Below are 20,871 nucleotides of genomic sequence, written 5' to 3' on the forward strand. Positions count from 1 at the left end.
GTCGTTGCTGTCTAGCGACGTACCTTTAGCACGCAAAACGGGGCCAGCAGTGGCCCCGTTTTGCGTTGTATGCAGCTCGCTGCCTGGCGCAGTTGCCGAGCGCTCGCCGGCGGATATGGCAGCACGCTCGCAATCGCAGCGCGTCTGCGCCCACCACGCGCGTCGCTATCGCTTTTACGGTGCGGGCGAGGGCACTGGCCCGCGCTTGTGCTGTGCGCTTATGCCGCGGCGTCTGCCGTCTGCTGCAAGCCGGCCAGCGCCTTCGCAATCACATTGCTGCGGTGCTGCGGCGAATAGGCCACGCCTTCGGCGCGCACGAAGCCGATGTCGCCGATGCCCAGGAAGCCGAGCAGCTGACGCAGGTAGCGCTCCTGGAAATCGTTGGTTGGGTCGGCATAGATGCCGCCGCGCGCGCTGGCGATGATGACGCGCTTGCCGCCGGCAAGGCCTCCCGGACCATTGGCGGTGTAATGGAAGGCAGCGCCGCGGAGGTGCCTAGGTCGTTGCTCTGTTGGGATAAAGGTGATTAAATATCACTTATCGTTCTATTCATGGATACCTGCGCCATGCACGACCTGAATGACCTGTACTACTTCGCGATGGTGGTGGACCACGGCGGCTTCGCCGCGGCCGAGCGTGCGCTTGGCATCCCCAAATCGCGCCTGAGCCGCCGTATCAGTCAGCTCGAAACCGACCTGGGTGTGCGCCTGCTGCAGCGCTCCACGCGCCGCTTCGCGGTCACCGACGTCGGCACCAGCGTGCATCGGCATGCCCAAACCATGCTGGCCGAGGCCCAGGCCGCGCGCGAGGTGGTGGATCGTCTCAGCGCCGAGCCGCGCGGTCTTGTACGTGTGAGCGTTCCTGTCTCGCTCGCGCAGATCCAGTTGCCCAAGCTGTTGCCGGAATTTCTGGCCAAGTACCCCAAGGTGCAGCTGCAGCTCAACATCAGCAACCGCCGCGTCGATGTGATCAACGAGGGCTACGACATCGCGCTGCGCGTGCGTTCGCGCCTTGACGACGACGGTAGCCTGGTGATGCGTAGCTTCGGCCAGGTGCAGGAGCTGCTGGTGGCCAGCCCAAAATATCTGGACCGCGCCGGCCGTCCCAAGGACCCCAGCGAGCTGGCCAACCACACCACCATGAGCACCAGCGAAGACGAAGCGCATCAGCGCTGGGAGTTGCATGGGCCCAACGGCGAAATGCGCCGCGTCGACCTGCAGCCGCGCCTGGCCGGCTTCGACTTCCCGCTGCTGCAATCGATGGCGCGCGACGGCTTCGGCATCACCATGCTTCCGGAAACCGTGTGCGCCGAAGCGGTGCGCAGCGGCGAGCTGGAGGTGGTGCTGCCGCACTGGTCGCTGCCGCAGGGTATCTGCCATGCGGTGTTCGCCTCGCGCCGCGGCCTGCTGCCGGCGGTGCGTGTGTTCATCGACTTCCTGGCCCAACACCTGCCGCAGGAAATCGAACGCTCGCGCCTGGACTGCGGCGGCAACTGCGCCGAACTGGCGGAAAAGCTCAAGCGTGCCGCTGGCGTTGCACCGCGGTTGGTTGTGGCCGAAGCGGGCTAAGCGGCTGGGGTCGAAGCCGGCTGAAGGCTGTCCGGCCGCCGAGGCTGGCTGACATGAGATATTGCAGTCTGCCAGCTGCTCGGCAGTGAGCTTTCTCCAAATGTTCGATAGGTTGCACGCGTGCTTAGATGTGTCCCGCCGACCACGACGTGTAGTAGCCGGCCACGCGTGGCGGGGCAGGCCGCTGCGCCAGCCGAAAGCGAGTGATGTCACCGAGCAAAACGCCTCCGGGCATGCGAGAATGCCTGCCCGGGAGTGATCCTGGGAATGGTGGATCCGTACAAGATGTTCGCGCGACCACCCTCAGGGCCACCCGCGCAATGCGGGTCGCCAGCGTGACAACCGATGCCTTCGGCGGTCACGCGCAGCAGCATCGGAGAGATGGCCGAGCGGTTTAAGGCACCGGTCTTGAAAACCGGCGAAGGGTCAAACCTTCCGTGGGTTCGAATCCCACTCTCTCCGCCATCAGTTTTTTTCTCTGGCTTTAAGCCTGGCCGGCGGAACTCTCCAACCGGTCTCGCCGTGCTAAGCCGGCACGTAAGTGGCCGATCACGCAATCGGCCATCGCTCACAGCACCGTTGCGTTGACCTTGAAGACTTCCACTGCGTGGGTGAGTTGCGTGGAGTGCTCCTCCAGCGCACGCGCAGCAGTGCTTGCCGCCTCCACCAAACGCACGTTCTGCTGCGTGGTTTCGTCCATCTGGGCGATGGTGTGGTTGACCTGTTCGATGCCGCCGGCTTGTTCCTGCGAGGCGGCGGAGATGTGGCCCATGATGTCGGTGACATGCTGGACGCTGGTGACGACCTCGCCCATGGTGGTGCCGGCCTTGTGTACGAGCGTGGAGCCGTCGGCGACGCGTTGTACGGAGTCGTCGATGAGCCGCTTGATTTCTTTTGCTGCATCCGAGGAGCGGTGCGAGAGGGTGCGCACTTCGGAGGCGACGACGGCGAAGCCTCGGCCTTGTTCGCCGGCGCGTGCAGCTTCGACGGCCGCGTTCAACGCGAGAATATTGGTCTGGAAGGCGATGCCGTCGATGACCGAGATGATGTCGGCGATGCGCCTGGAAGAGGCTTCGATGCCGGACATCTGTTCGATCACCTGGCCAACCACGTCGCGGCCTTCCGAGGCGATGGCGGCAGCACCGCGTGCGAGTTGGTTGGCGCGGGTGGCGTGTTCGGCATTCTGCTTGACGGTGGAGGTGAGCTCTTCCATCGAGGCGGCGGTTTCTTCCAGGTTGGCGGCCTGTTGTTCGCTGCGGCGTGCCAGTTCCTGATTGCCGCTGGCGATGTCTTCGGCCGCGAAACCAATGCTGTTGGACGTGGTCTGGATATGGCTGATGATGTCGGTGAGGCGGTGCACGGTGCTGTTGGCATCGTCGCGCATGGAGGCGAACACGCCGTGGAAGTTGCCGGACATGCGCACGGTCAGGTCGCCATCGGCGATCGAGCGCAGCAGCTCGGAAAACTTGGCCAGGTTGGTGTCGGAGGTGGCCATCATGGTGTTGAGGTTTTCCACCATCAGGCGGAAGTCGTGCTCGAACTTTTCCGGCTGGCCGCGTAACGCGAAGTTGCCTGCGCACGCGGCCTGGGTGAGTTGCTGGATCTGTGCGTTGATGGCCTGCAGGTTGCGCTTGACCTGCTGCATGGTGGTGGTGATGGCGGCTTTCTCGCCGGCATACTGTTCGATGTCCTGGGCGAGGTTGCCAACCGCGTAGTTGCCCATGACCTCGGTCATGCGCAGCTGGGTTTGTACATGGGCGTGCACCAGGGCGTTGGTGTCCTGCACCATGTCGCCATATTCGCCGGGAAAACGCTGCGCGTCGGTGCGGTAGCTGATTTCGCCGGCGTCGTGGCGCGCGGCCATGGTGCGCTGCGCGGAAATGACTTCCTGCAGGCGCCGCTGCATATGCTGCATGGCGCGCAGCAATTGCCCGGATTCGTCGCTGCTGGTCGGGATGTCCTGGCTACGCAGGTCGCCGTCGTTGATGCGTTCGGCCAAGCGCAGCGACTGGCGCAACGGCAGCACCACGCTGCGCGTGAGCAGGAATGCGATGGCCGCGCCCAGCAGCAGGGCGATGACGGTGGAAATCACCATCAGCATGGCGAAGCCGCGCGCGTTGGCGACGGCCTGCTTGGCAGCGGCGCGGTTCTTGGCTTCCTGCAGATCGATGAAGGCATTGATGCTGGCCAGCCAGGCGATGAAAGCCGGGCGCGCTTCCTGCAGCAGGCCCTGTTCGGCATGCGGTTTGTCGGCGGCATCGCGGAACCCGCGAACCTGCGCGATCAGCGGCAGGGTGCGCTGCTCGATGGCCTTGATCTGCCGAAGGATCTCTTGCTCTTTCGTATCGGTCGAGCTTGCGATCATGTCGTCGAGCGGTTGCGCCGAGCGTGCGTAATCGGCGGCAAGCTTGTCGATCGATTGTTCGGCGGCGTGGCGGTCTGCGGGGTCGTCCATCAGCACGACGTCGCGCAGGGCGATCGCGCGGTCGTGGACGCTGCCGCGGAAGTTGATCGCGTAGCGCTGCTTGACGCTGTTGACTTCGTTGATGGCGGTGAGCTGCTGGTCGATGCTGCGGACGCGCTGGATACCGACCACGGTGAGGATCACCATCAGGACGATAATCGCCAGAAAGCCGAGGGCCAGGCGCTGTCCAATGCGCAAATTCGAGAAGAAATGCATAGGGGTTTGATCGATGATCCGACGAGCGGAAGAGCGGGGAAGTCCCGGCAACTGCAGGGAGGCGAGTGCGCCTGGGATACCGCTGAAACCAGCGCAACTGCCGCCGCTTCGATGGTATCTCGACCTGATCGTTAACGACCGCAACCATTGGAACTGAAGCGGCAGCGCCTGCTGGTTCAGGTGCTGGTGGGGCTAGCGTGTCGCACCTCGAAGTTTCCGAGTGGCGTTGCCTGCACCACTGCCACGCAGGTCTCACGCCTGCATGCTCCGGCGCGCCTACCGATAGCGCGACAGATCCGGCGCCTTGATCGCCGGCGTCATCCACTTCGTTGCGATGTTCTGCACGCTGGGTTGGCTGGCCAGTTTGAGCGCGCCATGCAACAGATGGATGCCGAGCCGGCTGTGCGGATTCATCAGGCGCGGGCCGATCCAGTCCTGTCTGTCACCCAGGAGAAAAAATATCAGAAGTGATATTACACGTCCTGGCCGTGACGCTCCATGTTGGCGATCAGCCGCTGCATCAGCGCGACGGTCTGCTGCACCTCGTCGGCAGAAAAACCTTCCAGCGCCACTGCATTCATGCCCAGCAATGCGCGGCCGCCGACGTCGGCGATCCTGCGCCCGCGTGCGGTGAGCGTCACCAGCGCAGCGCGGCGGTCCTGGGGGGTGGGGGTGCGCTTGATGAGCTTCAGGCCTTCCAGCTTGTCGAGCAGCGCCACCATTGCCGGCTGCTTCACCGCCGAAGCGACGACCAGATCGCGCTGCAGCATCGGGCCTTTCCACGACAGCAGCATGATCGGGCCGATCAGGGCCAGCGAAACGCCGTGCGGGCGCAGTTCGGCATCGACCAGCCGGTTGAACGCCCGCGCGGCGTGGTTGGCCAGGTAACCCGGCGCCACTGCGGCTTGCGGATGGATGAGTTCATCTTGATCGAGCATCTGTGTGACCGTGCGGTGCCCTGGGGCCATCGGGCGATTTTACGTGTCCTGCAGAGTCTGGCGGTGGGCCGCGCCAATCGCGTGCGTTGGCCCTGGCGTCTTGGCTGCCTGCCGGCATTGGTCCGCGATGCGCGGCTTATAGACTGTGCGGGGCCGATGGCCGCCAAGCCGTCGTCACCGCAGCGCACGCTGTCTGGCATGGCACAAACGTGGCAGCGGAAGCTGCCCGATTCAGTCGTAGTACCCCACGTGGCTGGACGCCACCTGCCATAGGCCAGATGATGGGCGGCCGCGTGTGCGCTCGGCCTGGCCAACAAGCGATGCACACGTCGGCTACCTGGTCCCTTCAACGGTTGGAAACGATGCACCGATGCGTGAATACTAACTTCGCCGCAGACCGCGCTGCCGGCCTGCGCCGCGGGCGCCGTGGCAACTGCCGCCGTGCGTTGCGGGCGTGGGTGGTATGAGCACAGCGTTTCCGCACGGTGGTAGCGTGATGGCGCAGGCGCTGCGCAGCTACGACTGGGCATCCACGCCGTTGGGCCCCACCGCGCAGTGGCCATCGCCGCTACGCAACGCGGTGGACCTGATGCTTGCCTCGCCCGAGAGCATGTACGTGGTCTGGGGCGAGGCACTGACCTTTTTTTACAACGATGCCTACACGCCGATCCTGGGGCCGCGCCAGGCGCAGGCGCTGGGCGCGCCGCTGCGCCAGTTGTGGGCCGATGCCTGGGACGCGGTGCGCGGGCCGATCGAGGCGGCGTTTGCGGGGCAGGCCTCGCGCTTCGAAGAAGTACCGATCGGCATGAACCGTTACGGCATGCCGGAGCAGACCTGGTGGACGTTCTCGTTTTCGCCGATCTATCTGGACGATGGCCAGGTGGGCGGCGCGTTCTGCGTCACCAACGAGGTCACCGCACGCAAACTGGCGCAGGCGCGCCTGGCCGACGAGCACGAGCGTCTGATCCGCCTGTTCGAGCAGGCACCGATGTTCATGGCGTTCCTGAGCGGGCCGCAGCACCGGGTCGAGTTCGCCAACCCGTGTTACTCGCGGCTGATCGGCCACCGCGATGTGATCGGACGGCCGCTGGCCGAGGCGCTGCCGGAGGTGGTGGAACAGGGCGATCTGCGTCGGCTGGACGAGGTGTTCCGCTCCGGGCGCGCGTTCTCGGCCACTGCGCTGCCCTACAACGTGCAGGCAGTGCCGGGCGGGCCGAGCGAACGGCGCCTGCTGGACCTGGTCTATCAGCCCATCGCCGGTGCCGATGGCACCATCTCCGGCATCTTCGTGCAGGGCCTGGACATCACCGACCGCATCAGCCTGGAGCGCGCGGTGCGCGAGGCCGAAGTGCGCAACCGGCAGATCCTGGACAGCGTGATGGACTACGCCATCATCGCCACCGACATGCACGGGCGGGTGACTTCGTGGAATGAGGGCGCGCGCCGCATCCTGGGCTGGAACGAAGCCGAGATGCTCGGGCAATCGCTGGAGCGCACCTTCACCCCGGAAGATGTGCAAAGGCGGCAGATCCTCATTGAGGCCGCCGCTGCGCTGGAAAGCGGCAGCGGCATGGACGAGCGCTGGCACGTGCGCAAATCCGGTGAGTTGTTCTGGGCCAACGGCTCATTGATGGTGTTGCGCGAAGAAACCGGCGCAGCGATCGGCTTCGTCAAGGTGCTGCGCGACCGTACCGCCGAGCGGTTGGCCAGCGAGGCCTTGCGCAAGAGCGAGCGACGCCTGGATGCGCTGGTACGCGCGTCGTCGCAATCGATCTTTTCCGCCAGCGCCGACTGGCGCGAACTACGCCAGTTGGTGGGCGACGGCGTGTTGAGCGATGCGCTGTCGGCCATGCCCGACTGGCAGGCGATGGTGCACCCGGACGACCGCGCACGGCTGGCGGAGGCCATCGCGCGTGCGATCGCCGACAAGTCAGGGCTGGACCTGGAATACCGCGTGCTTGGCGCCGACCAGCACGTGGGCTGGACGTTGATGCGGGCGATTCCGCTGCTGGACGAGCGCGAGCAGATTGCCGAGTGGTTCGGCACCGCTGCCGACATCACCGACAAGCGCGTGGCCGAAGAACAGCTGCGCCAACTCACCGAAACGCTGGAAGAGCGCGTGCGCGAACGCAGCGCCGCGTTGCTGCTGGCCGAAGAGAAACTGCGTCAAAGCCAGAAGATGGAAGCGGTAGGGCAGCTGACCGGCGGGCTGGCGCACGATTTCAACAACCTGCTCACCGCCATCAGTGTCGGCCTGGAACTGTTGCAGACGCGGATCGAACAGGGCAAGTACGACCGCCTGGAGCGCTATGTGGAGATGGCGCAGACCAGCGCGGCGCGCGCCACCGCCTTGACCCAGCGTCTGCTGGCGTTTTCGCGTCGGCAGACGCTGGCACCGACCGCGCTGGATGTGGAAGCGTTGGTGCGCGGCATGCACGACATCATCGCGCGGACGCTGGGGCCGTCGATTGCCTTGCAATTGCGCCCGGCTGCCGAGCAGTGGAAGGTGCTGGTGGACGCGCCGCAGCTGGAAAACGCGCTGCTCAAACTGTGCATCAATGCCCGCGATGCCATGCCTGACGGCGGCGAACTTACCATCAGCCTGCACAACCGCTCGCTGGACGCTGTTGCGGCCCAGCAACTGGAGCTGCCGGCCGGCGATTATGTGTGCCTGAGCGTGCAGGACACCGGCACCGGCATGAGCGCCGAGGTAATGTCGAAGGTGTTCGAACCATTTTTCACCACCAAGCCCATTGGCCAGGGCACCGGCTTGGGCCTGTCGATGATCTACGGGTTTACCCGTCAATCCGGCGGCCACGTGCGCATCGATTCGGAAGTGGGCGTGGGCACCACCATGGTCTTGTACCTGCCGCGTTTCAGCGGCGTGCTGGCGCAGGACGACGTAGCGCCCGCCGACCAGCCGCTGCAGCGCAGCGGCGCGCACAGTTGCACCGTCTTGCTCGTGGAAGACGAAACCGCCATTCGCGTACTGATGTCCGAAGTACTCACCGAAGCCGGCTACCGCGTGATCGAAACCGCCGAAGGCAGTGCGGCGGTGGAGCGCTTGCGCTCGCGAGAGCCTATCGATGTGCTGGTGACCGACGTCGGCCTGACCGGCAGCCTCAACGGTCGCCAGGTTGCCGATGCGGGGCGGCAATTGCGTCCGGCGCTGCCGGTGCTGTTCGTGACCGGCTACGCCGCCAGCGCCGCGGTGGGTGCCGGGCAGCTCGACGAGGGGATGGAGGTGCTGACCAAACCATTCCAGGCGATCGAGCTGGAACGGCGTGTGGTGCAATTGCTGGAGCGAGGCGCGCAGTAACGACGGCGAAGCGGTCGCTGCCGGCAGCTGCATCCAGGTCTGTCGTTCGGACATCGCTCCACAAGAGCCACATCGCGCGCACTTGCAGTGGCGGGTGGCTACAGCGCGGTTTCTACGATGCCCAGCAGGTCGCGCAGTGAAAACGGTTTGGTCAGCAGGCGCATGCCGGTATCCAGAAAGTCGGCGCGCTTGGCGATCTCGCCCGCATAGCCAGTCATGAACACGATGGGGAGCGCGGGGCAGATAACGCGTGCCTTATCGGCAAGGTCGCGCCCGTTCATGCCGGGCAGGCAGATGTCGGACAGCAGTAAGTCAAACGGACACGCCTTGTTGAGTTGCGTCAGCGCCTGTTCGGCGTCGGCGGACACAACGACCTGGTAGCCCTCATCGCCGAGGATATCTGCTGCCAGTTCGCGAATTGCGTCGTCGTCTTCGACCAAGAGGATGCGGGCATTCAAGAGTGCGTGGGTCACTGCGGTCCTCGAGCAATCGCACCGCTGCGATGTGCTTCCAGATGCACGGTAGGCGAGGCTGCGTGACGGGAACGTGGGATGGCGCACCACGGTGCGTCGCACCGTTCAAGCCACTTTCACGTGCCGATGCGTTTCCGAGAAAATACGGCAGCAATCGTGGTGATTTGCGCACAACTCGTGTGTGATGCCTGCGCTAGCTCAACCGAAGCAAGCTGATCAGTTCAGTCGCACCAACGGACCAATCATGTGCGCGTGATAAATTCAGGTCTATGAAGAACGTGACGCCGACGATCGCAAACCGCATCACTACTGGCAGCACCGGGCTCGACACCATCCTGCGCGGGGGGCTGCCGCCGAACCGTCTGTACCTGCTGGAAGGCCAGCCTGGCTCCGGCAAGACGACCGTGGCGCTGCAGTTCCTGATGGACGGAGCGGCCAAGGGCGAGAGTTGCCTGTACGTGACCTTGTCGGAGACCATCGACGAGCTCAACGAGGTGGCTGCCTCGCACAACTGGTCGCTGGCTGCGCTGCACGTCTTCGAACTGGCATCTGCCGAAGCTTTTCTGGGCGACGGACGGCAGCAGTCCATCCTGCATCCCTGGGAAATGGAGCTGGACGGCACCATCAAGCTCATCCAGGCCGAAGTGGACCGGATCAAGCCGACGCGGGTGGTGTTCGATTCGCTGTCCGAGTTGCGTCTGCTGGCGCAGGACTCGCTGCGCTACCGGCGCCAGGTGCTCGCACTCAAGCAGTATTTTGCCCCGCGCAACATCACGGTGTTCCTGGTGGACGATCTCACCGGCGAGAACGGCGAGCGCGATGCGCATTTGCACAGCCTGTGTCACGGCGTCATCTCGCTGGAACGCATGACGCTGGATTTCGGCGCGGCGCGCCGACGCATGCAGGTGCAGAAGTTGCGTGGTGTGAACTTCATCGCCGGTTACCACGATTTGACCATTACCACCGGCGGCATGCGCATCTATCCGCGCCTGATCGCCTCCGACCACCATGTGGCCTTCGTCGGCGAGCCGGTGCCCAGCGGCGTTGCGCGCATCGATGCGTTGTTGCACGGTGGCCCGTTGCGCGGCACCAGCACCTTGCTGACCGGGCCTGCCGGCTCGGGCAAGACCAATTTTGCGTTGCAGTTTGTCGCTGCCGCCTGCGAGCGTGGCGAGCATTGCTGCATCCTGGAGTTCGACGAGCGCACCGGCACGTTGTTGAAGCGCGCCGAAAGCCTGGGGATGGATCTGCGCAAGCACCTGGATTCAGGGCTGCTGGAATTGCACCAGATGGACCCGGCCGAGCTCACGCCGGGCGAGTTCGCGTGGGCGGTGCGTGCCAGCGTGGAAGAGCGCAACTGCCGCATCCTGGTGATCGACAGCCTTAACGGTTACCTGGCGTCGATGCCGCAGGAAAAGCAGTTGATGCTGCAGATGCACGAGTTGTTGTCGTATCTCAACCAGAGCGGTGTGACCACATTTCTGATCAACCCGCAGCACGGGCTGGTCGGGACCATGTCGACGGGGAATCTCAATATTTCCTACATGGCCGACACCGTTATCCTGTTCCGCTTTTTCGAGGCGAAAGGGCGCATCCGCAAGGCGCTGTCGGTGATCAAGAACCGCGGTGGCGCGCATGAAGATGCGATTCGCGAATTGCGCATCAGCGGCGGTGGTATTCACCTGAGCGAGCCGCTGGAAAAATTCCACGGCGTGTTGACCGGTACGCCGCAGTTCGTTGGAGACGAAGAACCGTTGCTGGATCGTCCCCTTGACTACCTGTGAGCCGGACGGTTCCATCGTCCACATCATCGCGCCGTTTGGTCGCGATGCGGAAAGCATTGCCGGCATCGTCGGCGAACGCGGGCTGACGCGCCGGGTCTACACGGCGCTGGACGCGCTGGCGGGAGATCTGCACGATGCGTCCGGTGTGGTGGTACTGACCGAAGAAGCAGTCCGCGGCGACCTGCACGCGCTGTCGCAGATCCTGCAGGGCCAGCAGGCGTGGTCGGATATTCCGTTCGTACTATTGCGCACGCCGCGGGGTTCGCACAATCAGCGGCACGCCCATCTGCCGGCGGAAATGACCAACGTCATCGAATTGGAGCGGCCGCTGAGCTCGGCGTCGTTGCTGAGCGCCATTTCCACCGCGTTGCGCTCGCGGCAGAAGCAGTTCGTGATCCGCGACCAGCTGGCGCAGCTGGCCCAAGGCCGCGCCGCCCTGGCACAGAGCGAGGCCGAACTGCGCCGCGTGACCGATGCCTTGCCGGTGCTGATTGCCTTCATCGACAAGAACCTGGTGTACCGCTTTGCCAATCGCTCCTACGAAGACTGGATCGGGGTGCCGCCTGCCGATGTGATCGGGCGGCCGTTGGTGGATGTGATGGGGCCGGCGGTGCTGGAAGAGTGCCGCGCCTGGATCGAGGCCGCGTTGGCCGGGCAGACCTTGACCATCGAGACCAGCTGGCCGCACGCCGATGGGCGCCGCCGCGATGCGGAGATCCGTTACATGCCGCGCTTCGATGCGGACGGCCAGGTGGACGGCTTCCATGTGTTCGCCACCGATGTGACCACGCGCACGCAGGCGCTGGAATCCATCCAGCAGCAGGCCAGCGTGCTGGAAGCCAAGGTGGTCGAGCGTACTGCCGAGCTGCAGCAGCAGATGCTGGCGCGCGAATCCAGCGAAGCGGCGCTGCGCCAGGCGCAGAAGATGGAAGCGGTGGGCCAGCTCACCGGCGGTATCGCGCACGATTTCAACAATATGCTGACCGGTATTCTGTCTGCGCTGGATCTGGCGCGGCTACGCATCGACCAGGGCCGCACCGAAGGGCTGGGCCGCTTTCTGGATGTGGCCTCGGCGTCGGCGTTGCGCGCAGCCGCGCTCACCCAGCGCCTGCTGGCGTTTTCGCGCCGGCAATCGCTGGAAGCGCGGCATCTGCACCTGAACGATCTGGTGGTGTCGTTGCAGGAATTGCTGGCGCGTACGCTGGGCGAGTCGGTGCGTTTGCAGACCGACCTGCATGCGCAGTTGCCGCAAGCCTACGTCGACGAAAACCAGCTGGAAAGCGCGTTGCTCAATCTGGCCATCAACGCACGCGACGCGATGCCCGACGGCGGCCAGTTGCGTATCGCAACGCGGCATCTGCAGGTGCAGGATCAGCCACTGGAACTTGGCCGCGGCGTCAGCCTGGCGCCGGGCAACTATGCGGTGGTGTCGGTGGCCGACACCGGCACCGGCATGGCGGCGGATGTGCTGGAACGCGTGTTCGAGCCGTTTTACACCACCAAGCCGATCGGCCAGGGCACCGGCCTGGGCATGTCGATGATCTATGGCTTCATGCAGCAGTCCAATGGCCAGGTGTGGGTGGAATCGCAGCCGGGTGCGGGCACCACGGTGAGCCTGTATCTGCCTGCCGGCGTCGACGTGCAAAGCGCAGTACCGCTGCCGCAGAACGGTGAGGTACTGGCCGGGCAAGGCCAGCAGGTGCTGGTGGTGGAAGACGACGAACAGGTGCGCTTGCTGGTGACCGAACTGCTCAGCGAGCTGGGTTACCAGGCCGACGTCGTGGCCGATGCGGATGCGGCGCTGCCGATCCTGGCCTCGCCACGACGGATCGACCTGCTGGTCACCGACGTCGGCCTGCCGGGCCTCAACGGACGCCAGCTGGCCGAAATCGCACGGCAGTCGCGGCGCGACCTGCCGGTGATCTTCATGACCGGCTACGCGGAAACCGCGCGCGATCGTGGCGAATTTCTCGCCGAAGGCATGAGCATGATCGCCAAGCCCTTCACGCTGGGCGAGTTCAGCGGAAAGCTGCAAGAGGTACTGGGGCCGTCCGCATAAATTGGCAGCTGGCGCGCAGGCGAAGGGCGCGATGAAGCGCTTGGCAGGCAGCCGCGCGGCAACATGCTTGGCGTTTGATCGAACTCTGTGAGTGCAATGGAGCGGTTGCGCTGAGTGCCGGGTCTATCCGCCTGGCCGGCGACTCGCCTGCTGCACCCGCTGTCCAGGCGCATATGCATCGCGCCCGCACTCAACCAATCAGGCCACAGCCGCTTGCTTCAGCGCGCCCCGCGCTCGGACTGCCGCGCGCCAGCCATCGATTCGGCCACCGCGATCTTGTCTGCCACCGCTTTCTGCATCGGCGAGCCTGTCTCCAGCAGGCTGTGCAGATGGCGCCAATGTGCGGTGGCGGCGGCAAAGTCCTGCTGTTGAAAGTCGCTGATGCCGAGCAGCCACAGGCCGCGCTGGTTGTCCGGCTCGCGTGCGATCACCTGCTGCAGGCGTGCGCGCGATGCGGCATCGATGGCGAAATCGCTGTGCGTGGCCATATCTGCCGCCACCCAGCCGACGATGGCAGCGCTGATGTCGGGTGCGATCTTGAGCGCTTGCGCGTAGGCCGCGCGTGCGTCGGCGGGGCGGTTGTTCTGCTCGTGCGTCTTGGCTTGCTGCATCCACGATTCCAGCGCCTGTTCCTGCGCCGCGTCGGCAGCGCTGGCGGTCTGCGTTCGCTCGGCATCTGCAGTGGAAGCAGTGGGCGCGGCTGACGTTTGCGCGGTGGGCTTCTCCGCAGCGTAGACATGTCGTGCGATCGCATCAGGCGTACCGACCAGGCGATACAGGCCCGCCGTGGCGATCGGCAAGCCGAGCACCAGCAGAATCGGCAACGTATAGCGTGCATTGCCATTGGGTGCAGGGCGGCGCAGCAGCGGCACCAGCAACAGCAGCACCGCCAGCGCTACCAGCGCCGCGCTTGCGAAATAAAAGCCCGTCATCACCACTCTTCCTCAGCCTGCGGCGCCACCGGCGTGCCGGCGCGCGCACGTTTGCGCACGGTGTGCATCACCACGCCTGCACCGGCAATCAACAGCAGCACAGGCCCGAACCACAGCAGCCAGGTGCCGCGCTTGACCGGCGGGTCGTACAACACGAAATCCGAATAACGCTCGACCATGTACTGCTTGATCTGCGCATCGCTCCTGCCTGCCTGGATCTGCACGAACACCTGATGGCGCAGATCGCGCGCAAGGCTGGCGTTGGAGTCGGCCAGGTTCTCGTTCTGGCACACCAGGCATCGCAGCTGCGCGGTCAGGCGCTGATAGCGCGCTTCCTCGCTGCGGTTCTTGAACGGCAGCGGGTCCACGGCCTGTGCCGCCAGCGAGGGCGCCAGCAGCACGCCAAGCAGCAGTATCAGCAGCAGGCGTAATTGCCGGCCTTGCGTGCGCCAGTGCCAGCGCCAATGCACCTGCAGTGCGTGGCGAGCCGACGCCATCATGGCGCGGCCTTGGGCAGTGCGGCGATGGCGGGCAGCAACTCATCGTTGATGACATCGGGAGTCAACACGCCGATGTGCTTGTAGCGGATCACGCCCTGCGCATCGATCAGGAACGTCTCCGGTGCGCCGTAGACGCCGAAGTCGATGGCGGTCTGGCCGGCTTCATCGGCGATCACCACGGCATACGGGTTGCCGAGTCGCGCGAGCCAGGCGGTGGCATCCGCCGGAGCATCTTTGTAGTTGTAGCCGATCAACGGCACGCCGAGCCGGCTGGCCTGCGCCATCAACACCGGGTGTTCATGCACGCATTCGGCGCACCAGCTGCCGAACACATTGAGCACGTAAGGCTTGCCCAACAGCTGGTCACCGCTGACGCGTTGGTCGGGTTGATCCAGCCGTGGCAACGAGAACGCCGGTGCCGGTTTGCCGATCAATGGGGAAGGCACCTCGCGTGGGTTGTGCTGCATCGTCCACACGATGCCGAAGCCGAACAGCGCCGCCAGCAACAGGAAGCCCAGCAAGGGCAGCATGCGATTCACGGGTGCGATTCCTGTGCGATGGCGATGGCGATGGCCGCGTGCGCCGGTGAGGTGGCCGCCTTGGCCGCGCTGATCGGTGCACGAAAGCGCCGCGCGCAGGCGCTGACAAAGCCGCCCAGCATCATCAGCAGGCCGCCGGCCCAGATCCAGCGGATAAAGGGTTTGTAGTACAGCCGCAGGGTCCAGTCGTATTCGATGTGTTGATCGTCCAGCGGTTCGCCGAGTGCGACGTACAGATCGCGGGTGATGCCCGGATCGATCGCCGATTCGGTCTGGATCCGTTCGCTGCTGTACAGGCGTTTTTGCGGATGCAGTTGCGCGACCACCTGCCCATCGCGGCTGACCTGCACGCTGCCTTGTTCGGCCTTCCAGTTCGGCCCGTCGACCAGTTGCACGCCGTCGAAGCGGAAGGCGTAGCCGGCAATGTCGGCGCTCTGGCCGGGCGACAAGCGCACGTCGCGTTCGACCGACAGGCTTTCCGACACCAGGACGCCGGCAACGAATACAGCCACGCCCGCATGCGCAATCAACATGCCGGCCATCTCCGCGGGAAAGCGTCGGCCGCGCGGCATCTCATGCCAGCGCTTGTACACGTAAAGCGCGGTACCGGCAGCCACCCAGGCAGCCACGCCAATGCCGGCGATCGCCTTGGCCTGGCCGTCGGCAAACAGGCTGCCGACCAGCGCGCAGGCAATCGCCGCGATACCGGCGCGGGTGCCGAGCGCCTTCAATGGCGCAGCCTCGGCCTTGCCCCAGCGCAGGTACGGGCCGAACGGCAGCACCAGCACCACCGGCAACATCAACAACGGGAACAGCAAGCCGAAGTAGGGCGGGCCGACCGACACCTTGCCCAGGCCGAATGCGTCGGCGATCAGCGGGAACAAGGTGCCCAGCAACACCATTGCTGCCGCCACGGTGAGCAGCAGGTTGCCGATGAGAATGCCGGTTTCGCGCGAGGCGGCCGCGAACGGTTTGCCGCTGGCGATCCTGGGCGCGCGCAGTGCGTACAACAGCAACGAGCCGCCGACCACCGCAACCAGAAAGATCAGGATATACAGGCCGCGGCGCGGGTCGGCGGCGAAGGCATGCACCGAGGTCAGCACGCCCGAGCGCACCAGGAAGGTACCCAGCAACGACAGCGAAAATGCCAGGATCGACAGCAGGATGGTCCAGGCGCGCAGGCTGCCGCGTTTTTCGGTCACGGCCTGGGTGTGGATCAGCGCGGTGCCGACCAGCCACGGCATGAAACTGGCGTTTTCCACCGGGTCCCAGAACCACCAGCCGCCCCAGCCCAGCTCCGCATATGCCCACCAGCTGCCGGCGACGATGCCGGCGGTGAGGCAGGCCCACGCCACATTGGTCCACGGCCGCGCCCAGCGCACCCAGGCCTGTTCCAGCTCGCCGCCCAGCAAGGCCGCCACCGCAAACGCGAAGGCCACCGAGAAACCGACATAACCGGTGTACAGCACCGGCGGGTGGAAGGTCATGCCCGGGTCCTGCAGCACCGGATTGAGTTCGTTGCCATCCAGCGGAATCGGCGACAGCCGCCCGAATGGGTTGGAGGTCAGCAGGATGAAGGCCAGAAAGCCCACCGAGATCAGCCCCAGCACCGCCAGCACGCGCGCGGCGAAATGCTGCGGCAGATGCCGGCTGAAGGCGGCCAGCAACACCGTCCAGGTGGACAGGATGGCGATCCACAACAGCAGCGAGCCTTCGTGCGCGCCCCACACGGCGGCGAAGCGGTAATACCAGGGCAGGGCGATGTTGGCATTGGCGGCGACATAGCCCACCGAAAAATCCAGCGACAGCAACGACCACGCCAGCAGGCCGAACGCCATCCACACGAACACGGCTTGGCCCACGGCCGCAGGCCGCGCGATGCCCATCAATGCAGCGTTGCCGCGCCACGCACCGATCAACGGCAACACGCCCTGGGCAAGCGACAGCAGTAACGCCAGGATCAATGCGATCTGGCCGAGTTCAGGCGTCATGGGCGGGTCGCAGGGTGTAACGAAGAAGAATCATCGAAGTGCTTGGCGCCAACCGGCAGCGCATCAACGCGGCGCGGCCAGCGGCACGGCGGTGGCGGGGATGGGCTTTCCGACATGGCCTTCGGCCATCGCGTCCTTCAGCTCTTTGGGCATGTAGGTTTCGTCGTGCTTGGCCAGCACTTCGTTGGCGACAAAGCGCCCGCCCTGCATGCGGCCGTTGGCGATGACCGATTGGTTGTCGCGGAACAGGTCCGGAAGAATGCCGGTGTACTCCACCTGGGTGGCGGCGTGTTTATCGATGACGGTGAAGCTGACTTTCAGCGAATCGGCCGCGCGCTGGATCGAGCCGGCCTTGACCATGCCGCCAAGGCGAAACTGCTGATAGCCCGCGGCTTCTCCGGCATGCACCTGGCTGGGGGTGAACAGGTAGCTCATGTTCCGTTGCAGCGCGAACACGATGAGGGTGACGGCCAGCGCAGCGGCGGCGATGACGCCGATCACCAGCCACAGGCGTTGTTTGCGGGTGGCGTTCATGGCGCGTCCCGCTCCAGTGCCGGTGCCGGTTGGTCGCGTGCGCGACGCGGTGCCTGCCGCTGCAACTGGCCGCGCAGTTCGCGCGGCAGGCGCCGCCGCCGCAACCAAGGCGCTGCAAGATCCGCCAGCAGCACCAGCACGAACAACGCATACGCGGTCCATACGTACTGGCCGTAACCGCCCATCGCCAGAAAACTGCTCATGCGGTGCGCTCCGTCAATACGATGCGGCGTGCCCAGTCCTTGCCGCTTTCCAGTGCGAGCAGGTCCACACGCACGCGGCCGAGCAGGCTGGCCAGGTAATAGCACTTGGTCGCCAGCATCATGGTCAGCAGCGGCCATAGCATGTCGGCGCCCATCTTGGAGGGGCCGAGCAGGCGCACGGTGGAGCCCTGATGCAGCGTGTTCCACCACACCACCGAGTAATGCACGACCGGCAGATTCACCAGGCCCACCAGCGCCAGCAAGCCGGCCGCGCGCATCGCCTGGCGGCGGTCTTCCACTGCGTAATACAGGCCAAGCACGCCCAGATACAGAAACAGCAGCAGCAACTCCGAGGTGAGCCGCGCATCCCAGGTCCACCAGGTGCCCCACATCGGCTTGCCCCACAGCGCGCCGGTGCACAAGGTGATGAAGGTGAACGCCGCACCGATCGGCGCCGAGGCCATGGTGACCACTTCGGCCAGCTTGATCCGCCACACCAGCGCAATGAACGCAGAAACGCCCATCGCCGCGTAGATGAAAAGACTCATCCAGGCGCTGGGCACGTGGATGAAGATGATGCGGTAGGCATCGTGCTGCTGATAATCCGGCGGCGCCAGCACCAGCCCGCCGTACGCGGCGACCAAGCCGAGCAGCAAGGCCAGCCCCAGCGCCCATGGGCGCGCAACGCCGGCGACGCGATAAAAGATGGGCGGCGAGCTGAGTTTATGCAGCCACAGGGGAATCCACTTGGCCATGCCGGTGCCGTCAGTTGGAATGTTTGGCGGGAGGCGCCAGCGCCTGCACCGCGGCGCCGGCGTTGACCTGCAACTGGCCGTCGGAGAGTTTGCTGGTGCGCTGCATGAGCTCGCGCAACGCCGCGGCATCCATCGATGGTTGCAGCGACAACAACAATGCAGCCATGCCGCTGACATGCGCGGTGGCCATCGACGAGCCGGAAGTGAAGTCGTAACGGCCGTTTGGCTGGGTGGTGAGGATGTCCTTGCCGGGCGCGCTCAGCACGCCCGCCATGGCCGGCGATGCGCTGCTGCTGCGGACCACCAGCACCCCGGGCACGTCATTGGGAAAGCCGTCCAGGCGCCCGTTCGGTGGCAGTGCCGCCACCACGATGCGGCCCTGTTGCACCAGCCGTTGCAGCATCTTGCTCAGCAGCGGGTCGGCCGGGCCGCCCAGGCTCAGGTTGATCACGCGCGCGGAGCTGTTATTGATCGCCGCCAGTGCCTTGGCCAGGGTGAAGGTGTTGCAGCGCGCCGTGGCACCGACCGTCGGCGCGTACCAGCAGGCCTTGTAGACGCTCAACATGGCCTTGGGTGCCATGCCGACGATGCCTTGGTGATTGTTGCTGCCGGCGGCAATGATGCCGGCCACTTCGGTGCCGTGCGAATCGGTGCTGGTCATGGCCTGTTTGTCGTCGACCAGATCGTGCACGTCGCGGATGCGCGCCTTCAGATCGGGGTGGTTGGTGTCCACGCCGGTATCGACCACCGCGACCACCACGCCGCGGCCCTGGGTCACGGTCTGCGCGCTAGCCGCATCGGTGTCGATGAAGCCGCGTTGCATGCCCACATAGGGGTCGTTGTAGCCGGACAGCGACGTGGTCTTTTCTGCGGCATCGGCGGAGAACACCGAAAAATCCTGCACCGGCTGTACCAGCTCCACGCCCTCGTCGTCGGCCAGCGCGCTGACCAGCTCGTCGCGCGATACGCCAGCCGGCGGCTGCAGCACGGCGCAATACAGGCCCAGCGAGGTGATCGGCCAGGCCGAGACTTCGCGCAGTTTGTAGCGTTGCTTGATGCTGTCCATGCGCGCGGCAGCTTTCTGGCCGGCGCCGTAGTAGCTGGAAGCGTAGCCGATCAGGCTGGAGCCGGCGCGTGCCGGCGGCGCGGTGAGCGGGTTGGCCACCGCCAGCAGGATGTCGCGGCTGCTGTCGGGCGTCTGTGCATTGGCCGGCGCGGGAACGGTGCCGGCCACCTTGCCGGCCGGTTCCTGGAGGGGGGCGGCCGCCTGCGTGCTGGCGTGCGTGCCCAGGCCGGCCAGTGCGACGAGCAACCCGATGGCGAACAGACGATTCATGGCGCCGAGACGATCTCTGCCAGCCGGATACCCGGGTTGGCGCGGAGTTGCTGCACGGTCTGTTGCGGCTGGGCCGGCGGCTGCGGTGCGGCGGGCACCACGGTGTAGGCGCCCATTTCGTTCGGGCCGCCAACCACCTGCAGCTGCTGCGCATGCAGCAAGCGGTCCCAATCGGCCACGGTCATGTGGGCGTCCGGCACCACGCGGATGGCGCCCTGCGGCACCGGCAACGCGGTTGCGCTGCTGAGCGTGCGGTAGTCGTGCGAGGGGGCGGGCGAGGCCAGCTTGACGCCCATGACGCCCAGGCCGATGGCTTGCACCAGCGCCGCGGCGGCCAGCGCACGCACCGTCCAGCTGCCGGAGCGGCGGGCGGCCGGCAAGCGCGCGGGCGGGACCTGCTGCTCCGGCGCATCCAGACGGCCAAGCAGGCGTTGCAGCCCGACGTTCGGGTCCGGCGCGACCGCAGACGGCAGCGCCAATGCCTGGCGCAGGCGGTTCTGCTGGGCGAATTCGGCGCTGCACGAGGCGCACTTGGCCACGTGCGCGATCAGCCAGGTGTTCTCTTCTTCGGTGGCGCTGTCCAGCAGCACCGCCGGCATCAATTCCCAGGCGTGCGAGCATTCCTTGCCAGGCGCGATGAAAAACGTCTTCATTGCATGGTCTCCGTGTAAGGGGCGCCGCCGGCCAGGCCGGGCAGCACGTTGCGTAATTTGACCCGGGCGTGGAACAGCCGGGCTTTGATGGTGCCGACCGGGCACTGCATGATTTCAGCCACTTCTTCGAGCTTGTGGCCGACGCCGTAGACCAGTTCGATCACCAGCCGCTGGTCCGGCGACAGCCGCTCCATGCCCTTGTCCAGCCAGTCGCGCAGCTCGCGGTCGTCGTTGTCGTCGGCGCTGGGGGCGTGGTCTTCCACCACGGCGGTGTCGTCGATGGCCTCGCCGTCGTGCTGGCGCAGGCATTTGAGCCCGCAGCGGTAGGCGATGCCCATGATCCAGGTGGACACCTGCGAATCGCCGCGGAAGTCGCCAGCTTTCTGCCAGGCGATCCAGAAGCAATCGTTGATGGCTTCTTCGATGATGTCCGGGCGGCGGGTCAGCCGCGACAGGAACCGGCACAGCCGGCCGTGGTAGCTGTGATACATGCTCGCCAGCGCGTCACGGTCGCCCGCGGCCATGCGGCGCAACAGCATGCGGTCGGTGGCATCGCCCAGGGTGTCGGTGTCATTCATCAAGGCAGGCATGGCTGGTAACTCACGTC

17 protein-coding genes, 1 tRNA gene and 2 pseudogenes are annotated in these 20,871 nt (G+C 65.5%); 5 read left to right on the forward strand and 15 right to left on the reverse strand.

What is annotated here, in order from left to right; translation table 11 throughout:
- Positions 1–218: 218 nt before the first annotated feature.
- Positions 219–485 (reverse strand): annotated as a pseudogene (locus tag M3O59_RS08240) (NAD(P)H-dependent oxidoreductase); the annotation flags it as partial.
- A gap of 66 nt (positions 486–551) precedes the next feature.
- Here M3O59_RS08240 and M3O59_RS08245 point away from each other — a divergent pair.
- Both M3O59_RS08245 and M3O59_RS08250 read left to right on the forward strand, forming a co-directional pair.
- Positions 552–1,568, forward strand: a complete 1,017-nt coding sequence (locus tag M3O59_RS08245; protein WP_249047050.1) for a LysR family transcriptional regulator — start codon at positions 552–554, stop codon at positions 1,566–1,568.
- Positions 1,569–1,943: 375 nt separating this feature from the next.
- Positions 1,944–2,033 (forward strand) — tRNA-Ser (locus tag M3O59_RS08250).
- Positions 2,034–2,136: 103 nt separating this feature from the next.
- On the opposite strand, the gene M3O59_RS08255 is transcribed toward M3O59_RS08250, so the two are convergent.
- The 3 genes and pseudogenes from M3O59_RS08255 to M3O59_RS08265 form a co-directional block, all read right to left on the reverse strand.
- Positions 2,137–4,248 (reverse strand): methyl-accepting chemotaxis protein, encoded by a 2,112-nt coding sequence (locus tag M3O59_RS08255; protein WP_116906074.1) that lies wholly within the window; start codon positions 4,246–4,248, stop codon positions 2,137–2,139.
- 276 nt (positions 4,249–4,524) lie between these two features.
- Positions 4,525–4,677: pseudogene (locus M3O59_RS08260) on the reverse strand (FAD-dependent monooxygenase); the annotation flags it as partial.
- Between the two features lie 44 nt (positions 4,678–4,721).
- Positions 4,722–5,186, reverse strand: coding sequence for a MarR family winged helix-turn-helix transcriptional regulator (locus M3O59_RS08265; protein WP_116906073.1), 465 nt, complete (start codon positions 5,184–5,186; stop codon positions 4,722–4,724).
- A 463-nt stretch (positions 5,187–5,649) separates the two neighbouring features.
- On the opposite strand from M3O59_RS08265, the gene M3O59_RS08270 reads away from it, so the two are divergent.
- A complete protein-coding gene (locus tag M3O59_RS08270; RefSeq protein ID WP_249054646.1) occupies positions 5,650–8,505 on the forward strand; it encodes a hybrid sensor histidine kinase/response regulator in 2,856 nt (951 codons plus the stop codon).
- A gap of 98 nt (positions 8,506–8,603) precedes the next feature.
- On the opposite strand, the gene M3O59_RS08275 is transcribed toward M3O59_RS08270, so the two are convergent.
- On the reverse strand, positions 8,604–8,978 hold the full coding sequence (locus tag M3O59_RS08275) for a response regulator (RefSeq protein ID WP_064628640.1): 375 nt from the start codon (positions 8,976–8,978) through the stop codon (positions 8,604–8,606).
- A 269-nt stretch (positions 8,979–9,247) separates the two neighbouring features.
- On the opposite strand from M3O59_RS08275, the gene M3O59_RS08280 reads away from it, so the two are divergent.
- Both M3O59_RS08280 and M3O59_RS08285 read left to right on the forward strand, forming a co-directional pair.
- Positions 9,248–10,762 (forward strand): ATPase domain-containing protein, encoded by a 1,515-nt coding sequence (locus M3O59_RS08280; RefSeq protein ID WP_116906071.1) that lies wholly within the window; start codon positions 9,248–9,250, stop codon positions 10,760–10,762.
- Entirely contained in the window at positions 10,749–12,821 is a 2,073-nt protein-coding gene (locus M3O59_RS08285) for a PAS domain-containing protein (RefSeq protein WP_116906070.1), read from the forward strand. Before M3O59_RS08280 ends, M3O59_RS08285 begins: the two co-directional genes overlap by 14 nt.
- 218 nt (positions 12,822–13,039) lie before the next feature.
- Here M3O59_RS08285 and M3O59_RS08290 read toward each other — a convergent pair whose 3' ends face one another.
- The 10 genes from M3O59_RS08290 to M3O59_RS08335 all read right to left on the reverse strand — a co-directional run bounded on the left by M3O59_RS08290 (position 13,040) and on the right by M3O59_RS08335 (position 20,854).
- Complete coding sequence (locus M3O59_RS08290; RefSeq protein WP_116906069.1) at positions 13,040–13,753, reverse strand: tetratricopeptide repeat protein; 714 nt, start codon at positions 13,751–13,753, stop codon at positions 13,040–13,042.
- Positions 13,753–14,250 (reverse strand): cytochrome c-type biogenesis protein, encoded by a 498-nt coding sequence (locus M3O59_RS08295; protein ID WP_147308510.1) that lies wholly within the window; start codon positions 14,248–14,250, stop codon positions 13,753–13,755. The genes M3O59_RS08290 and M3O59_RS08295 overlap by 1 nt, the downstream gene beginning before the upstream one ends.
- Positions 14,250–14,792 carry a DsbE family thiol:disulfide interchange protein gene (locus tag M3O59_RS08300; RefSeq protein ID WP_064628650.1) on the reverse strand — a complete coding sequence of 181 codons (543 nt, stop codon included), beginning with the start codon at positions 14,790–14,792 and terminating at the stop codon, positions 14,250–14,252. Before M3O59_RS08300 ends, M3O59_RS08295 begins: the two co-directional genes overlap by 1 nt.
- Positions 14,789–16,783, reverse strand: coding sequence for a heme lyase CcmF/NrfE family subunit (locus M3O59_RS08305; RefSeq protein ID WP_116906068.1), 1,995 nt, complete (start codon positions 16,781–16,783; stop codon positions 14,789–14,791). The genes M3O59_RS08300 and M3O59_RS08305 overlap by 4 nt, the downstream gene beginning before the upstream one ends.
- A gap of 63 nt (positions 16,784–16,846) precedes the next feature.
- Complete coding sequence (ccmE, locus tag M3O59_RS08310) at positions 16,847–17,317, reverse strand: cytochrome c maturation protein CcmE (protein WP_064628654.1); 471 nt, start codon at positions 17,315–17,317, stop codon at positions 16,847–16,849.
- Positions 17,314–17,520 carry a heme exporter protein CcmD gene (gene ccmD / locus M3O59_RS08315; RefSeq protein WP_064628656.1) on the reverse strand — a complete coding sequence of 69 codons (207 nt, stop codon included), beginning with the start codon at positions 17,518–17,520 and terminating at the stop codon, positions 17,314–17,316. The genes ccmE and ccmD overlap by 4 nt, the downstream gene beginning before the upstream one ends.
- Positions 17,517–18,275: a heme ABC transporter permease CcmC gene (gene ccmC / locus M3O59_RS08320; protein ID WP_064628658.1), complete on the reverse strand. Its 759-nt coding sequence runs from the start codon at positions 18,273–18,275 to the stop codon at positions 17,517–17,519. The genes ccmD and ccmC overlap by 4 nt, the downstream gene beginning before the upstream one ends.
- 10 nt (positions 18,276–18,285) lie before the next feature.
- Positions 18,286–19,611, reverse strand: a complete 1,326-nt coding sequence (locus tag M3O59_RS08325; protein ID WP_116906067.1) for a S8 family serine peptidase — start codon at positions 19,609–19,611, stop codon at positions 18,286–18,288.
- The gene (locus tag M3O59_RS08330; RefSeq protein WP_181920579.1) at positions 19,608–20,264 is read right to left on the reverse strand and encodes a zf-HC2 domain-containing protein; all 657 of its coding nucleotides are present in this window, start codon (positions 20,262–20,264) and stop codon (positions 19,608–19,610) included. Before M3O59_RS08330 ends, M3O59_RS08325 begins: the two co-directional genes overlap by 4 nt.
- Complete coding sequence (locus tag M3O59_RS08335; protein ID WP_181920578.1) at positions 20,261–20,854, reverse strand: sigma-70 family RNA polymerase sigma factor; 594 nt, start codon at positions 20,852–20,854, stop codon at positions 20,261–20,263. Before M3O59_RS08335 ends, M3O59_RS08330 begins: the two co-directional genes overlap by 4 nt.
- Positions 20,855–20,871 lie beyond the last annotated feature (17 nt).

This window comes from Xanthomonas nasturtii (genome assembly GCF_023337365.3).
GTDB classification, from domain to species: Bacteria; Pseudomonadota; Gammaproteobacteria; order Xanthomonadales; family Xanthomonadaceae; genus Xanthomonas; species Xanthomonas nasturtii.

Coding starts and splice junctions, on each gene's coding strand:
- M3O59_RS08245 (WP_249047050.1), top strand. CDS start 552: ATGGATACCTGCGCCATGCACGACCTGAATGACCTGTACTACTTCGCG.
- M3O59_RS08255 (WP_116906074.1), bottom strand. CDS start 4,248: ATGCATTTCTTCTCGAATTTGCGCATTGGACAGCGCCTGGCCCTCGGC.
- M3O59_RS08265 (WP_116906073.1), bottom strand. CDS start 5,186: ATGCTCGATCAAGATGAACTCATCCATCCGCAAGCCGCAGTGGCGCCG.
- M3O59_RS08270 (WP_249054646.1), top strand. CDS start 5,650: ATGAGCACAGCGTTTCCGCACGGTGGTAGCGTGATGGCGCAGGCGCTG.
- M3O59_RS08280 (WP_116906071.1), top strand. CDS start 9,248: ATGAAGAACGTGACGCCGACGATCGCAAACCGCATCACTACTGGCAGC.
- M3O59_RS08290 (WP_116906069.1), bottom strand. CDS start 13,753: ATGACGGGCTTTTATTTCGCAAGCGCGGCGCTGGTAGCGCTGGCGGTG.
- M3O59_RS08295 (WP_147308510.1), bottom strand. CDS start 14,250: ATGGCGTCGGCTCGCCACGCACTGCAGGTGCATTGGCGCTGGCACTGG.
- M3O59_RS08305 (WP_116906068.1), bottom strand. CDS start 16,783: ATGACGCCTGAACTCGGCCAGATCGCATTGATCCTGGCGTTACTGCTG.
- ccmE (WP_064628654.1), bottom strand. CDS start 17,317: ATGAACGCCACCCGCAAACAACGCCTGTGGCTGGTGATCGGCGTCATC.
- ccmD (WP_064628656.1), bottom strand. CDS start 17,520: ATGAGCAGTTTTCTGGCGATGGGCGGTTACGGCCAGTACGTATGGACC.
- ccmC (WP_064628658.1), bottom strand. CDS start 18,275: ATGGCCAAGTGGATTCCCCTGTGGCTGCATAAACTCAGCTCGCCGCCC.
- M3O59_RS08325 (WP_116906067.1), bottom strand. CDS start 19,611: ATGAATCGTCTGTTCGCCATCGGGTTGCTCGTCGCACTGGCCGGCCTG.
- M3O59_RS08330 (WP_181920579.1), bottom strand. CDS start 20,264: ATGAAGACGTTTTTCATCGCGCCTGGCAAGGAATGCTCGCACGCCTGG.
- M3O59_RS08335 (WP_181920578.1), bottom strand. CDS start 20,854: ATGCCTGCCTTGATGAATGACACCGACACCCTGGGCGATGCCACCGAC.